This window comes from Aeromonas sp. S41-2, from assembly GCF_027705845.1.
Lineage (GTDB): Bacteria > Pseudomonadota > Gammaproteobacteria > Enterobacterales > Aeromonadaceae > Aeromonas > Aeromonas hydrophila.
Map to the genome: position 1 here is coordinate 71,984 of NZ_JAPDCG010000002.1, position 13,828 is coordinate 85,811.

Genomic DNA, 13,828 nt, shown 5'->3' on the forward strand with positions numbered 1-13,828 from the left:
CTGGTTCAGCTGTCCATCACGTCGTGACGCGCATGGTGATAGGCCTCTTCATCCTTGCCGTGGCGCCAGTAGGGCACGGCGTAGACCCGGGTGCGATCCACCTCGAGTGTGCGCCGTACGTGGCGGCGCATGGGGACCACCAATCCCTCTTCCCCGCCAAACCAGAAGTAGCTCTGTTGCTCCTCCAGCGGCAGGGCGGTGAAGTACTCCACCAGCGGCTCCGTCTCTTCGGGGGAGCCGACAAACCAGCGCAGGGTCACCCCGGCGGGCAGCGACAGATCCTGCACATCTTCCTGATAGGGCACCAGCAGGGCGATGTGGCCGCGGGCATCGGCGGGCATCACCTCGGCCATGGCGCTGATGGCGGGCAGTGCGGTGAGATCCCCCACCATGTAGTAGTGGCTGGCAGGCTGCAGCATGGAGTCCGGACCACCGGGGCCCGAGATGGCCAGCAGGTCGCCAGGCTTGACCTCGTTGGCAAAGCGGCTGGCGGGACCGCCATCGCCGTGCAGGGCGAAGTCGATATCCAGCTCCAGCGCCTCGCGGCGAAACGCGCGAATGGTGAAGGTGCGCATGATGGGGCGCTGGCTCGGGTCTTCCCAGCGCGGCCCCTGCGGGGTGGGGGTGGGCAGTACGGCATGGGCCTGGCCCGGCTGGGGCAGCATGATCTTGATATGGGCGCCGCCACAGGTGAAGGGGTAGTCAGCGAGCTCCGGGCTGGTCAGGCAGATCCGGCGCAGGTGCGGGCTCACATCCTGAATGTGCTTGACCGTGAGCAGACGGGGACGATTGACCGGGGCGGACTGGGACATGGGCATACTCCTGACTGATAATGGCGCCCATTTTTCATTAAATGAAAATTATTATCAATTGCTTTGTGTGCCAGCGGTCAGACCCTGGCCGAGGGGAAAAGGCACACAAGGGGAGAAATAAGGGAGAGGCCTCATGCCCTCGCGCGGTGCGAGGGCATGAGACAAGGCAGCTCAGCTGCGATCGCTCCCCCCCAGTGCCTTGTAGATCCTGGCCATGGTGTTGAGCTGCTCCTTCTGCTGGCCGAGCAGGGCGAGCTCGGCATCCCACAACCGGTTCTGCTCATCCAGCCAGGGTTGCACCCCGGTGGCGCCGGCCTGGTAGCGGGCTCTGGCCAGCCGCACCGCCTCTTTGGCAAACGCCAGCTGTTCGGCCAGATAGCTCAGGCGCTGCTCGCCGTGGTGGCGGGCGGCCAGGCCATCCTCCACCTCCACCAGCGCGCTGTAGAGCTGCTTGCGAAACTCCGCTTCGGCTATCTGGTAATCGAGCCTGGAGCCCGCGATGGCGAGCCGGGTCTTGTTGTACTCGAGGAAGGGCAGCGCCAGCGTGGCGCCCAGGGTACCCACCGGGTTTTGCAGCACCTGTGTCAGGGTGTCCGAGCTGCTGCTGGCCCCGCCGGTCAGGCTAAGGGTGGGGTAGAAACCGGTGCGGATCTCGTCCCCCTTCGCCAGGGTCTTGCGCAGGCGCAGCTCGGCGGCGCGCACGTCGGGCCGCCGCGCCAGTACATCGGCCGGAATGCCGACCGCCAGCGTGGGGATGGGGGCCGTCGGCAGCGCCTTGGGTTCGAACGCCAGCGGGCCGCTGCTGCGGCCGAGCAACAGCCGCAGGGCATTGCGGGCCTGCTCCTGCTGCATCAGGAGCGAGCTGAGCTCCGCCTGCTTGCCGGCTTTCTGCTGGCTGGCCTGCACCAGGTCGAGTCGGGTCACGGCGCCGGCCCGGTACTTGGCCTGGGTCAGCTGCTCGGCGCGCTCATAGTTGGCGAGCTGCTGCTGGCCGAGGGTGATGGCCGAGCCGAGATAGGCCAGCTGCCAGTACTGCTCCAGCGCCTTGCCGATCAGCATCAGACGGGTGGCTGCCAGATCCTGGGCGGAGGCCTCGGCCTCCCAGCTCGCCTGATCCCGCACCGAGGCGAGCCGACCCCACAGATCCACCTCGTAGCCGAGGGTCAGGGAGGGGCCCATGCTGCCGCTGGCCTTGCCGCTCTTCAGATCCTTGGTGCCATTGCCGCTGATGCCGGCATTGACCGAGGGGGTCAGGTTGGTGTCGGCCAGATCGGCGCCGAGCAGGGCACTGCGCAGGCGCAGGCCGGCGACCTGCATGTCCGGGTTGGCAGCCAGCACGGCCTCGATCAGCCGATCCAGCTCGGGGTCGTGGAAGCCTTGCCACCAGGGGCCGGCCTGCTGCCGGGTGAGGCCGTCGTCCGGCTGTTGCCAGTGGTCGGCCAGCGCCAGCTCCTGCCGCTGATAGCTGCTCTGCTGGCTGCAGGCACTGAGACCGAGCGCCAGGGTGAGGCAGAGCCCCAGTTTGGATAAGTGGTACATCGTCATTCCCTCGCCAGCGCCTCGACCGGATCGAGCCGGGCGGCATTGCGGGCGGGCAGATAGCCAAACAGGATCCCGATGAGCGAGGAACAGCCAAACGCCATCAGGATGGAAAAGAGCGAAAAATGCATCTGGATGCTCTCCACGAACAGGGAGAAGAGCAGGCCGATGAAGAGGGAGACGCCGACCCCGAGCATGCCGCCCAGCAGGCTCACCATCACCGCCTCGATCAGAAACTGCTGCAGTATGTCCGACTGGCGGGCGCCGACCGCGATGCGAATGCCAATCTCGCGGGTACGCTCCACCACCGACACCAGCATGATGTTCATCACCCCGACGCCGCCGACGATGAGGGAGATCACCGCGATGGCGGAGACCAAGAGCGTCATGGTGGCGGTGGTCTTCTCCACCGACTTGATGATGCTGTCGCTGCTGAAGGTGAAAAAGTCCTTCACCCCGTGGCGCTGGGTCAGCAGCTCGATGGCGGCCTGTTCGGCCAGCGCCGGCTGCACCCCGTCCTTGACCCGGATGGTGAGCTGACTGAAGTGGTTCTGGGAGATGAGGCGGCTCATCACGGCGCTGTAGGGCAACCAGACGTTCACCGACTGGCTGCTGCGGCCAAATCCGGTCTCCTCTTCCACCACGCCGATGATGCGCACCGGCAGGGTGCCGACCAGTACCACCTGGCCGACGGGATCCTGCTTGCCGAGCAGGCTCTCGATGGTCTTGCCGTCCACCACCGCCACCGCCGCCCGGTTCTGGATGTCACGCTCGTCGAACAACCGGCCGTTGGTGAGTTTCATCCCCTTGACCCGGAAGAAGTCGTTGCCGACCCCCACTATGCTGCCGCTGCTGGTCTTGTTGCGATAACGCAGCTGGCCGGGGGCGGCTATCTGGGGACTGGCGCCTTCCAGGTAGGGCTGACCGAGCAGGGCATCGAGATCCCGCTTGTTGAGGGTCTGGATGCTGGTCGCCTTCTCGTCCCCCCAATCCTTGCCGGGGAAGATGTCGATGGTGTTGGTGCCCATGGCGTTGATCTGATCGATCACCTTGGCGCGGGCTCCCTGACCGAGCGCCACCACGCTCACCACGGCGGCGATGCCGATGATGATGCCAAGCATGGTGAGGAAGGTGCGCATGCGGTGGGCCAGCATGGCGTGCAGCGCCATGCGCGCCGCTTCCCGGTAGCGATCCCAGTCGTGGCCAGCTCCTTCCTTGCCGGCAGGGGCAGCGGTCGGGGTCACGGGGACGGCCGCCGGCTTGCGGCCGCTGTCCTCCTGCACCCGGCCATCTTTCAGGGTGATGATCCGGTCGGCGTGGCTGGCCACCTCCATGTCGTGGGTCACCAGAATGATGGTGTGGCCCTGGGCGTGCAGCTCCTTGAGAATGGCCATCACCTCCTTGCCGCTCTGGCTGTCGAGGGCCCCGGTCGGTTCGTCCGCCAGGATCACCTCGCCGCCGTTGGCCAGCGCCCGGGCGATACTGACCCGCTGCTGCTGGCCGCCGGAGAGCTGGCTCGGGGTGTGATGGCTGCGATCGCTGAGCCCCAGCCGGGTGAGCAGTGCCTGGGAGCGGGCCTGGCGCTCGGCCCGCGGCGTACCGGCGTAGACGGCCGGGATCTCCACGTTGGCGGCGGCATTGAGGTGCGGCAGCAGGTGGTAGCGCTGAAAGATGAAGCCGAAGTGGTGGCAGCGCAGCCGGGCGAGGGAGAGGGCATCCAGGGTGGCGGTATCCTGGCCGCGGAACAGGTACTGGCCGCTGCTCGGCCGATCGAGGCAGCCCAGCAGGTTCATCAGGGTCGACTTGCCGGAGCCGGAGGCGCCGACGATGGCGATCATCTCCCCCGCCTCGATGGTGAGGTCGAGCGGATGGAGCACGGTCACTTCCTGCTCCCCGCTCTGATAGCGGCGCTCGATCCCCTTGAGCTGGATCAGCGGCTCGCTCACAGCATGATCTCCACGTCATTGTTGCTGGCCGGCTTGCCCTGACCCAGGGTGACCTTCTCCTGCTCGCTCAGGCCGCTGACCACTTCGATCTTGATGTCGTCCTTCATGCCGGTCTTGATGCGGCGGGTCTCCTTCTGATCGTCCTCCTTGAGCAGGGTGACCTCGTACTCGTTTTCACCGAGCTTCTTGCCAAGGGCGGTCTGCGGAATGGTCAGCACCTGCTTGCGCTCGCCGAGCACTATGGTGACCTGGGTGGTCATGGCGACCCGCAGGGTGTGATCCGGGTTGGGCACGTCGAACAGGGCGTAGTAGTAAACGGCGGCGTTGCTGGTGGCCGTGGTGCTGGTGGCCTGCTCGTTGATGTTGGTGGGAGCCAGCTCGACGGTGCGCAGGGTACCGTGGTAGCGGGTATCCGGGTCCCCCATCAGGGTGAAGTAGACCGGCATGTCGGCCTTGACCCGGGTGACGTCCGCTTCCGAGATCTGCGCCTTGACCGTCATGGTCTCCAGGTTGGCGAGCTTGAGCAGGGTCGGCACCGTCTGGCTGGCGGCCAGGGTCTGACCCTGACGGGTCACAATGCTGACGACGGTGCCATCCATGGGGGCCTGAATGCGGTTGTAGCCGAGCTCGGTCTTGGTTCGCTCCACCTTGATCTGGGCATTCTCGACCTCGGCCTGGGCGCTTTGCAGCTCGGCCCTGGTCACGGCCAGGAGGGCTTCGGCGCTCTCCAGATCGGCGCGCGAGCTCGCCTCCTGCCTGAACATCTGCTGCTGACGGCGCCAACTCAGCTCGTTCTGCTTGAGCTGGGCCTGCTTGATCTTGAGCTGGGCGCGGCGGCTGGCGAGATCCGCCTCGGCGGTCTTGAGGTTGTTCTGGGCGATCAGCGGGTCGATCTCGGCCAGCAAATCCCCCTGCTTGACCTTCTGGCCCGCTTCCACCGCGAGATAGGTGACCTGGCCGGAGACCTGGGCACCGACATCCACCTGCTCGATGGCCTGCAGTACCCCGCTGGCCAGCACGGTCTGTTCCACATCCTGACGGGTCACCTGGGCGGTCAGCACCGGCTCGGGTGTCTTGCTCGGCCAGAGCAGCCAGCCGATGGCGAGCAAGGGGACGAGGGCGAGCAGGGCAATTTTTCTCTGCTGGGGAGTTATGTTCATGTTTCACCTGAAAGAAGCGAACGAAGGCGTGCAAGGGCAATATCCTGCAGCAAACGAGGCTTAAAAAACAGCGATGAATATGTAAGGAAACATGTAGATAGCCTTGTCATTAGGCCGGGGCTATGAGGAGGACAAGCAGGGGATGGCGGGGTAAAAAGGACCCCGAAAGGGAGGTGGCAACAGGGTGCCCACCTCACGGGTGGGCACCCCGGTCATCAACCGACGGCTTTGAGCTGCTCGCTGTAGGGCTCGTGGCAGATCTGTATGTCGATCGGCAGCTTGTAGATGAGCAGGCGGGCGAGGGAGCCTTCCATCCAGTGGTGGCGGCTGCCGACCAGCAGCAGATCGGTCGGGTTGGCAGCCAGCCAGCGTTTCAGGTCGGGCACCACGTCATCGACCACCAGACACTGATAATCCACCGGATGCTGCAGGGTGGTGATGAGCTCGCTGATGATGGCCTTGGCATCCAGCGTGCCCTGGGCGCTGCGCTCCTCTTCCGACAGCGACAGGCTCTTGCGGCGCATCTTGCTGCTGTGGGTCAGGTGCAACAGGGTCAGCTCGCCCCCCATGGCTTGTGCCAATTGACTCGCTTTGGCCAGCGTCTCCTGCTCGTAATCCTTGCCTTCCAGCAACAGCACAATATTGGTTGAGGTCATAAGCAGTTCTCCCTTGGCATGGCGCGGGTCACCGGGGACAAACGGCCTGTCCCATACCACTGTGTGCCCGCTATGTGTCGCATAGCACGAACCTGGCTCTCTGTTCGGCAGGCGTCACCTCGTGTCGGTGATGCATCGCCAGGCCATGTTCGTTTACATCATCATAACAGACTGAGTTGAATGGAAAATGAAGGAAAACCGGGTTTTGGCGGGAAAATGGGATACGAGGCGTTAAAAGTGTGAGCAAAGCATGAGTCGTCTGGCCGGGAAGCGCCGTGAATGGGCCGGTGGGGCAGATATTGAGGGGGCTGAAAAGAGGAGTGGGCGGCGAGCCGGCAGAGGCCGGCCCGCCGCCTGGGGTCAGACCTGCTCGCCGGAGAGATAGCGGGTCAGCCAGGGCAGCCCCTCCTTCTTGCGGCTGACGGCACCAACCAGATGCGTTGGCTGCTCGGGCAGAATGCCGTTGCTGGCGAAGTAGAGCTGGCTGCCCCCCTTGGCCAGGTCGGTCAGCATCAACACATAGGCATCCAGCTCGTCCTGCATCAGCCGCGCTTGCATGGCTTGTTCCAGCTCGGCCTGGCGGCTGTGCAGCTGGGCGGGATCCATCACGCAGATCTGGCTGACATAGAGCTGGTAGCCGGCGATCTGGTAGGCCTTCTCATCGGCGGCAAGCAGCTCGGTCATGGGGGCGTCACCGAGCTGGGTGCGCCGTTCCAGCAGGGTCTGGGCAAAAGGCTCCAGCGCCAGATCGGCCAGCGGCAGCAGGGCATGGACGGCGGCGCGGTCGCGGGCCGTGGTGGTGGGTGAGGTGAGGCTGAAGGTATCGCTGATGATGGCCCCCAGCAGCAGGCGAGCCTGGGCGCGGGAGAGGGTGTCATAGCCCATCAGCTCCAGCAGCACGGTGGCGCTGCACCCGACGGCCCGGATCCAGGCATCGAGCGGGCCCCGGGTGATGAGGGTACCGATGCGATGGTGATCGATGAGGCCCTGCACGTCCGCCTCGGCCAGCCCTTCTGGGCCCTGCTCCAGCTCGCTGAAATCCACCAGGAACACCTCCTTGTTGGCCACGCTGCCCTGCAGCAGAGGCGGGGCAGCAACGCCGGCGGTTTCCAGAATGAATCGGGTTTCCGCAATGGGCTCACCGAGGGCGTAGGCCTGAGCCGGCCGACCCTGACGATTGAGCCAGTCGGCGGCAACCAGAGCGGTACAGATACTGTCGCTGTCGGGATTCTTGTGACCAAACACGTGGAGCATGGTGCCATTCCTGCGGTTGATGACGTACCTGAGGCAAGATCAGGTATGCGGGGCAAATGGGAAAACAGGGGCTGACCCCCGCTCTGGTTTCACTCTATGCGCCGTCCCTGCTGATGGCAACCGGCGCAGGCCGCCCTACGGCGGGCGAAACCCTGTGGTCAAAGGGGCGCACACTTCTGCTGCTGAATCGTCTTGGGGCAGGGCAGGGAGGCAAGCCCGGACAGGGAGACAAGCGGGAGGAGATGGCTGTGTGGCAAGCGCTGGCGGGCTCGCCCATGGCCGCAAGGTTCACGTTGCAAGAGGTGGATAGAGGGATGGGCAAGCAAAGAGATGAGACTGTGGCTCGGGTTGGTTAGCGACAAGGATGCTCCAACCCGGTCAGGCAGCCGTGACCATGCAAAGCGCCAGGGAGTGCTCTCTCCAGGATGCGGCAACGGCGGCATGGTGATGATGCACCAGTTGCTAAGCCACAAACCGCTGTCACCAGCTGGCGGGGTGACGCGGGGTCCCTGTTCCTCACCGTGGGCCCCGCGTGCAGATGGCTGACCTGTATCTCAGCAGGCCAGCAATTCGCGGGCGTTGGCCAGGGTATTGTCGGTGATCTGGTCTCCCCCCAGCAGGCGGGCCAGCTCGTTGAGACGGGCCCCTTGATCCAGCGCCTGCATCTGGGTTTCCGTGGTCTTGCCGTCGGTGTGCTTGCTGACCACCATGTGCTGATGGCCCTTACCCGCCACCTGTGGCAGGTGGGTGACCACCATCACCTGGGTGGATTCACCCAGCTGGCGCAAGAGGCGCCCCACCACGGCGGCAGTCGGGCCGCTGATCCCCACATCCACCTCGTCGAAAATCAGGGTCGGGGTCGAGACCTTGCGGGCGCTGATGACCACGATGGCCAGGCTGATGCGCGACAATTCACCGCCGGAGGCCACCTTGCCGAGCGGCTGGATGGGCTGGCCCGGGTTGGTGGTGACCATGAACTCCACCCGATCGATGCCAAGGGGCGAGAGGCTGCTCTGGGCATCGGGGCGTACCTCGATGGCGAAGCGGCCATCCGGCATCGCCAGCTCGTGCATGCTGGCACTCACCTTGGCGCCGAGCTCCTCGGCGTAGCGCTGGCGACTCTGGCTCAGGGCCTCGGCGGCTTGTACGAAGGCCAGGCGGGCCTCGGCCAGCTCGTCTTCCATCCCCTCCAGGCGCTCCTCGTCGGAGTTGAGGCGCGCCAGATCGGCGGCCAGCTCCTGGTGGTGCAGGGCCAGCTCGGCCGGTTTGACGTGGTGCTTGCGGGCGAGATTGATGGCCTTGGAGAGGCGGGCTTCCAGCTCGTTGAAACGCTCGGGGTCCAGCTCCAGCCGGTCCAGATAATTGCGCAGCTCGCTGTGGCTCTCCTGCACACCGATCAGCGCTTCGTTGAGCATGCCGAGCACGTCGCCAAGCCGGCTATCCATGGCGACCAGGCTCTCGGCCCGATCGACGACGGTCTGCAGCAGGCCGGCGATGGTGGTCTCCTCGTTGTCATAGAGCAGGTCGAGACAGGCGCCGCACTCCTGCATCAGCTCGGTGCCGTTGGCCAGGCGCTGGTGCTCCTCTTCGATCTCTTCAAACTCCCCCGGCTGCAGGGCGAATTCGTCCAGCTCCTGCACCTGATATTCGATGAGCTGACGACGGGCCTCCCGCTGCTGCTGCTCGGCCTTGAGTCGGTTGAGTTCGTTCTGCAACTGGCGCCACTGCTGGTAGTGGCGACGCACCTCATCGAGCAGCAGATGGTGGCCGGCGTAGCCATCGAGCAGGGCGAGCTGGTAGTCGGGTTTGAGCAACATCTGGTGGGCATGCTGGCCATGGACGTTGACCAGCAGCTGGCCCAGGTTCTTGAGCTGGGTGAGGGGGACGGGCACGCCGTTGATGTAGCTGCGCGAGCGTCCCTCGGCGGAGATGACCCGCCGCACGATACACTCCCCTTCGTTTTCCAGCTCGTTGGTGGCTAGCCAGGCGCGGGCGGCCGGGTTGCCGTCCAGCAGGAAGCGGGCGCTGACCTCGCTCTTGTCGCTGTCCGGTCGTACCATGCCGGCCTCGGCCCGTTCCCCCAGGCACAGGCCCAGGGCGTCGATGGCGATGGATTTACCGGCCCCGGTCTCACCCGTGATGCAGGTCATGCCCGGTTGCAGATCGAGTTCGAGAAACTTGACGATGGCGAAGTTGTTGACGGTCAGCTGGGTCAGCATGGTCTCATCCTGTATGGGCCAACATTACTGTGTATGCATCCAGTATATACTGGTTTTCCATACAGTAAAGAGTCGACCCGCAACAGGATGCGCAGGAACGTCAAGCGCGCGTCAGAACAGCTTGCTGCCCCAGCCGAGCTTGTTGCGCAGCACGTGGAAGTAGCTGTAGTCGAGCGGATGCACCAGATGCAGCTTGTGGCTGCTCTTCTTGATGAGGATCTCGTCCCCCGGGTGGACTGCCAGGGTCACCTGACCGTCGCAGCTCACCTGCATGGCGTCATCCTGATTGTCCGGTGAGACCAGCAGCCGCACTTCGCTGTCGGCGTCCAGCACGATGGGACGGCTGCTCAGGGTGTGCGGGAACATGGGCACCAGCGTGATGGCATTGAGCTTGGGGGTGAGGATGGCGCCGCCCGCCGACAGGGAGTAGGCGGTGGAGCCGGTGGGGGTGGCCACTATGATGCCGTCCGAGCGCTGGCTGTACATGAAGCTGCCGTCGATGTAGACCTCGAACTCGATCATGTGGGCAATCTTGCCCGGGTGCAGCACCGCCTCGTTGACCGCCAGATTGTTGGACTTGCGCTCGCCGTGGCGATAGACCGCCGCCTCCAGCAGGAAGCGGTGCTCGCTCTTGTAGTGGCCGCACAGCACCTGCTCCAGCGGCAGCAGGTAATCCTGCGGCGAGAGATCGGTGAGAAAACCGAGGTTGCCCCGGTTCACCCCGATCACCGCCACGTCGAAGCGCGACAGCACCCGCGCGGCCCCCAGCATGTTGCCGTCACCGCCGACCACGATGGCGAGATCCGCCTGCTGGCCCAGCTGCACCAGATCCATCACGTTCTCGTCCATGATGCCGAGGGCATGGGCCACCCGGCTCTCCACCAGTACCCGAAAACCGCGGGTGGTCAGGTATTGATGCAGGCCGGTCAGGGTCTGGTTGGCCCCTTCGTGGTGGGGTTTGCCAATCAGGGCGATGGTTTTGAACGGAGAATCCATAGTCTGTCGGGTCTGGGATGAGTATTGGGGGGAGTATACCGCGCTTTGGGGGGGATTTGTCTGCCACCGGCTGGTCCGGCCGCAGCGGATGCCGGGAAAAAGCCCCAAATTGCCCGCCGCTGCACGCTCTTGGCGATAATGGCGCCCTTTTCCCCTTGAAAGCCGGGGATCCATCCCCATAATAGCGCCAACATAGTCGGCCCATTGCCGTCCGGTCGCTCAACCGGGTGGTCGGGCCCTCAATAAGTAACCCCGGAATTGGAGATGTCATGAACCACGAAGAACAAAAGGTTGAAGCGATGGAGCAAGTGGAAGCCCAGCCAGTCGAGCCGACCGATGTAGACAGTGAAGTGACAGCCGAGCAGGCCCGCATTGCCGAGCTTGAGGCACAACTGGATGCCGCCCAGCAAGCCTCCCTCGAGGAGCGCGAGCGTGCCATTCGTGCCGTCGCCGAGATGGAAAACCTGCGTCGCCGTGCGGCCCAGGACGTGGAGAAGGCCCACAAGTTCGCGCTGGAGAAGTTCGCTGCCGAGCTGCTGCCGGTACTGGACAACCTGGAGCGTGCCATCGAGCTGGCCGACAAGGAAAACGAGGCGCTCAAGCCGATGATCGAAGGGGTCGAGCTGACCCTGAAATCCATGCAGAGCTCGGTCGGCAAGTTCGGCCTCAATCCGCTGGATCCGCTCAATCAGCCGTTCGACCCCAATGCCCATCAGGCGATGAGCATGATCGAAAACGCCGAGCTTGCCCCCAACACCGTCATTGCGGTGATGCAGAAGGGTTACGAGCTCAACGGCCGCGTCATTCGTCCGGCCATGGTGATGGTTTCCAAGGCCCCGGCCTGAGCCCCATCGCTGTGCTGAGCCCGCCGCTCGGCGGGCTTTTTATTGGCAAGTGCCCCGGCCGCGTGGTCGCCGGGGGCACAGATAGCCGGTCTTCATCCTGCCAATGGCAATGAATGAAGGCAGGTTTTTTCAGGGCAGGGCTTGAAGCGGCGGCTTGCGACCCCATATAGGATGCAAGGCCACGGCGGCACAAAAAATTTGATGCCGGGAGCTTGAAAGCCAGATTGGCAGCCCCCACCTAGCCGTTAACGCATTAAGGCGAGCCCCTCGCCAGTTTATTCAAAGTATTTGGAGATTCGTCAAATGGGTAAAATCATCGGTATTGACCTGGGTACTACCAACTCCTGCGTCGCTATTCTGGATGGCGACCATGCTCGCGTGATCGAGAACGCGGAAGGCGACCGTACTACTCCGTCCATCATTGCCTATGCCGATGACGGCGAAATCCTGGTTGGTCAGCCGGCCAAGCGCCAAGCCATCACCAACCCGAAGAACACGCTGTTCGCTATCAAGCGTCTGATCGGCCGTCGTTTCGAAGATGACGAAGTACAGCGCGATCTGGAGATCATGCCGTACGCCATCGCCAAGGCTGACAACGGTGACGCCTGGGTAGAAGTCAAAGGCAAGAAAATGGCACCGCCGCAGATCTCTGCCGAAGTGCTCAAAAAAATGAAGAAGACCGCCGAAGATTATCTGGGCGAGCCGGTGACCGAAGCGGTCATCACAGTGCCGGCCTACTTCAACGATGCCCAGCGTCAGGCTACCAAGGATGCCGGTCGCATCGCCGGTCTGGATGTAAAACGCATCATCAACGAACCGACTGCTGCGGCTTTCGCCTACGGCGTGAACAAGGTCAAGGGCGAGCGCAAGGTTGCCGTGTATGACCTGGGTGGCGGTACTTTCGACATCTCCATCATCGAGATCGACGAAGTGGAAGGCGAGACCACCTTCGAAGTACTGGCGACCAACGGTAACACCCACCTGGGTGGTGAAGACTTCGACAACCGCGTCATCAACTACCTGGTTGAAGAGTTCAAGCGCGAGCAGGGCATCGACCTGCGCAAGGATCAACTGGCCCTGCAACGTCTGAAAGACGCAGCCGAGAAAGCCAAGATCGAGCTCTCTTCCGCCCAGCAGACCGACGTGAACCTGCCGTACATTACTGCAGATGCCACCGGTCCGAAGCACATGAACATCAAGGTGACCCGCGCCAAGCTGGAATCCCTGGTGGAAGACATGGTGAAAGACTCCCTGGAGCCGGTCCGTGTCGCTCTGAAAGACTCCGGTCTGGCCGTTGGCGAGATCGACGACGTCATCCTGGTAGGCGGTCAGACCCGCATGCCGATGGTGCAGAAGGCTGTTGCCGACTTCTTCGGCAAAGAGCCGCGCAAAGACGTCAACCCGGACGAAGCCGTGGCCATGGGTGCTGCCATCCAGGGGGCCGTACTGTCCGGTGACAAGACCGACGTACTGCTGCTGGACGTGACCCCGCTGTCGCTCGGTATCGAAACCATGGGTAGCGTGATGACTGCGTTGATCGAGAAGAACACCACCATTCCGACCAAGAAGTCCCAGGTGTTCTCCACTGCCGAAGACAACCAGTCTGCCGTGACCATTCACGTGCTGCAGGGTGAGCGCAAGCGCGCCAGCGACAACAAGTCTCTGGGCCAGTTCAACCTGGAAGGCATCCGTCCGGCACCGCGTGGTCTGCCGCAGATTGAAGTGACCTTCGACATCGACGCCAACGGCATCCTGCACGTCTCCGCCAAAGACAAGGAGACCAACAAGGAGCAGAAGATCACCATCCAGGCCTCCTCTGGTCTGTCTGATGACGAGATCGAACGCATGGTACGCGAAGCCGAAGCCAACGCGGCCGAGGACAAGAAGTTCGAAGAGCTGGTGCAGACCCGCAACCAGGCTGATGGTCTGGTCCACTCCGTCCGCAAGCAGATCACCGAAGCCGGTGAAGCCCTGCCTGCCGACGACAAGACCAAGATCGAAGCCGCACTGAGCGAGCTGGAAAGCGCCATCAAGGGTGACGACAAGGCTGCCATCGAAGCCAAACAGCAGGCACTGCTGGAAGCGTCCCAGAAGCTGATGGAAATTGCCCAGCAGCAGGCTCAGGCGCAAGGTGCCGCCGGTGCTGATGCCGGTCAGTCCTCTTCTTCCGCCAAGGCTGACGACGACGTGGTCGACGCCGAGTTCGAAGAAGTGAAAGACGACAAGAAGTAAGCCCGACCCAGATGGGCGAAGCAGGCTTCTCCCATCGGCTCAGAATCTGTTCACGGTCTGTCGCGAGAGGCCGTCAGCAAGGTAAAGAGCAGCGCAAGAACCGGAGTGTATGTGAATACATGAGGATTCTGAGCAGCACATGAGCCTTGATCACGGCTTCGTAGTAAGA

At 63.5% G+C, this 13,828-nt stretch carries 10 protein-coding genes; 2 read left to right on the plus strand and 8 right to left on the minus strand.

Going from position 1 to position 13,828, the window contains the following annotated elements:
• Nucleotides 1-5: 5 nt before the first annotated feature.
• The 8 genes from OKC44_RS04880 to nadK all read right to left on the minus strand — a co-directional run bounded on the left by OKC44_RS04880 (nt 6) and on the right by nadK (nt 10,582).
• Nucleotides 6-812 carry a siderophore-interacting protein gene (locus tag OKC44_RS04880; protein ID WP_266140918.1) on the minus strand — a complete coding sequence of 269 codons (807 nt, stop codon included), beginning with the start codon at nt 810-812 and terminating at the stop codon, nt 6-8.
• Between the two features lie 171 nt (nt 813-983).
• The gene (locus OKC44_RS04885) at nt 984-2,357 is read right to left on the minus strand and encodes an efflux transporter outer membrane subunit (protein ID WP_266140917.1); all 1,374 of its coding nucleotides are present in this window, start codon (nt 2,355-2,357) and stop codon (nt 984-986) included.
• Complete coding sequence (locus OKC44_RS04890; protein ID WP_253626298.1) at nt 2,354-4,297, minus strand: MacB family efflux pump subunit; 1,944 nt, start codon at nt 4,295-4,297, stop codon at nt 2,354-2,356. The genes OKC44_RS04885 and OKC44_RS04890 overlap by 4 nt, the downstream gene beginning before the upstream one ends.
• Nucleotides 4,294-5,457: an efflux RND transporter periplasmic adaptor subunit gene (locus OKC44_RS04895; RefSeq protein WP_266140916.1), complete on the minus strand. Its 1,164-nt coding sequence runs from the start codon at nt 5,455-5,457 to the stop codon at nt 4,294-4,296. The genes OKC44_RS04890 and OKC44_RS04895 overlap by 4 nt, the downstream gene beginning before the upstream one ends.
• A gap of 215 nt (nt 5,458-5,672) precedes the next feature.
• Nucleotides 5,673-6,113: a universal stress protein gene (locus OKC44_RS04900; RefSeq protein WP_011706786.1), complete on the minus strand. Its 441-nt coding sequence runs from the start codon at nt 6,111-6,113 to the stop codon at nt 5,673-5,675.
• 360 nt (nt 6,114-6,473) lie between these two features.
• A complete protein-coding gene (locus OKC44_RS04905) occupies nt 6,474-7,367 on the minus strand; it encodes a DHHA2 domain-containing protein (protein WP_266140915.1) in 894 nt (297 codons plus the stop codon).
• A 554-nt stretch (nt 7,368-7,921) separates the two neighbouring features.
• The gene (recN, locus tag OKC44_RS04910; RefSeq protein ID WP_011706784.1) at nt 7,922-9,586 is read right to left on the minus strand and encodes a DNA repair protein RecN; all 1,665 of its coding nucleotides are present in this window, start codon (nt 9,584-9,586) and stop codon (nt 7,922-7,924) included.
• A 111-nt stretch (nt 9,587-9,697) separates the two neighbouring features.
• Complete coding sequence (gene nadK / locus OKC44_RS04915; RefSeq protein ID WP_005303013.1) at nt 9,698-10,582, minus strand: NAD(+) kinase; 885 nt, start codon at nt 10,580-10,582, stop codon at nt 9,698-9,700.
• 269 nt (nt 10,583-10,851) lie between these two features.
• Between nadK and grpE the strand changes: the two genes are divergently transcribed.
• Nucleotides 10,852-11,427, plus strand: coding sequence for a nucleotide exchange factor GrpE (grpE, locus tag OKC44_RS04920; RefSeq protein WP_011706782.1), 576 nt, complete (start codon nt 10,852-10,854; stop codon nt 11,425-11,427).
• Nucleotides 11,428-11,730: 303 nt separating this feature from the next.
• Nucleotides 11,731-13,659: a molecular chaperone DnaK gene (dnaK, locus tag OKC44_RS04925; protein ID WP_011706781.1), complete on the plus strand. Its 1,929-nt coding sequence runs from the start codon at nt 11,731-11,733 to the stop codon at nt 13,657-13,659.
• Nucleotides 13,660-13,828 lie beyond the last annotated feature (169 nt).

Bases quoted from the DNA above. Each gene is read 5' to 3' on its own strand.
- OKC44_RS04880 (WP_266140918.1), bottom strand. From the start codon at position 812: ATGTCCCAGTCCGCCCCGGTCAATCGTCCCCGTCTGCTCACGGTCAAG.
- OKC44_RS04885 (WP_266140917.1), bottom strand. From the start codon at position 2,357: ATGACGATGTACCACTTATCCAAACTGGGGCTCTGCCTCACCCTGGCG.
- OKC44_RS04895 (WP_266140916.1), bottom strand. From the start codon at position 5,457: ATGAACATAACTCCCCAGCAGAGAAAAATTGCCCTGCTCGCCCTCGTC.
- OKC44_RS04900 (WP_011706786.1), bottom strand. From the start codon at position 6,113: ATGACCTCAACCAATATTGTGCTGTTGCTGGAAGGCAAGGATTACGAG.
- OKC44_RS04905 (WP_266140915.1), bottom strand. From the start codon at position 7,367: ATGCTCCACGTGTTTGGTCACAAGAATCCCGACAGCGACAGTATCTGT.
- recN (WP_011706784.1), bottom strand. From the start codon at position 9,586: ATGCTGACCCAGCTGACCGTCAACAACTTCGCCATCGTCAAGTTTCTC.
- nadK (WP_005303013.1), bottom strand. From the start codon at position 10,582: ATGGATTCTCCGTTCAAAACCATCGCCCTGATTGGCAAACCCCACCAC.
- grpE (WP_011706782.1), top strand. From the start codon at position 10,852: ATGAACCACGAAGAACAAAAGGTTGAAGCGATGGAGCAAGTGGAAGCC.
- dnaK (WP_011706781.1), top strand. From the start codon at position 11,731: ATGGGTAAAATCATCGGTATTGACCTGGGTACTACCAACTCCTGCGTC.